Below are 692 nucleotides of genomic sequence, written 5' to 3' on the forward strand. Positions count from 1 at the left end.
CCTGCGGCTACGTTGTAGAACGCAGATAGGCGTCCAGTATCTCCAAATGCAATTCGCAGATTTTCGCCCGATCAGACTGGCGCGCATAGTCGCGGCCCGTGAACGCGCTGATAGTGAAGCGATTGGAAGCGATGTAGTAGCCCATCCCAACTAGCGTGACATAAAAATCCAGCGGATCGATTCCGCTACGAAACTGTCCTGCATCGGCTCCGCGCGCAAGAATCGACCTGACGACTTCAACCACTGGCGAGATCGTCTCGCTGAGTTTTTGTGAAGTCTTCAAGTACCGGCCCTGATGCAGGTTCTCGTTGTTGATCAGCCCGATCCATTCGGGGTTGTCCCATAGATGCGCCCAGATGGAGGTAGCCAGCGCTGCCATCGCCTCGCGAGGCTGCAGGCTGCTCAGGTCCAGCTCGCTCTCCTTCTTCGCGTAGTCGGCGTACATGGCCTCCAGCACAGCGACATACAGCAGTTCCTTACTGCCGAAGTAGTAGTAGAGCATTCGTTCGTTGGAGCCCGCGACTTCGGAGGTTGCGTCGGTCCGCGCGCCGGCTAGTCCGAACTTGGCGAACTGGCTTTTTGCCGCTTCGAGAATGCGGCGACTAGTCCCTTCGGGATCACGCTTGACTACTGGCTTAGGCGGTTTGCTGTCCATTTTTTGTCGGTCAAATTAGCGGCGGCATATGGCTGCT

At 56.8% G+C, this 692-nt stretch carries 1 protein-coding gene; it reads right to left on the reverse strand.

What is annotated here, in order from left to right; translation table 11 throughout:
• Positions 1 to 7: 7 nt before the first annotated feature.
• A complete protein-coding gene (locus tag NCT32_RS31095) occupies positions 8 to 655 on the reverse strand; it encodes a TetR family transcriptional regulator (RefSeq protein WP_250491086.1) in 648 nt (215 codons plus the stop codon).
• Positions 656 to 692 lie beyond the last annotated feature (37 nt).

It is taken from the genome of Caballeronia sp. INML2 (assembly GCF_023631365.1).
Taxonomy (GTDB): domain Bacteria; phylum Pseudomonadota; class Gammaproteobacteria; order Burkholderiales; family Burkholderiaceae; genus Caballeronia; species Caballeronia turbans.

Bases quoted from the DNA above. Each gene is read 5' to 3' on its own strand.
- NCT32_RS31095 (WP_250491086.1), bottom strand. From the start codon at position 655: ATGGACAGCAAACCGCCTAAGCCAGTAGTCAAGCGTGATCCCGAAGGG.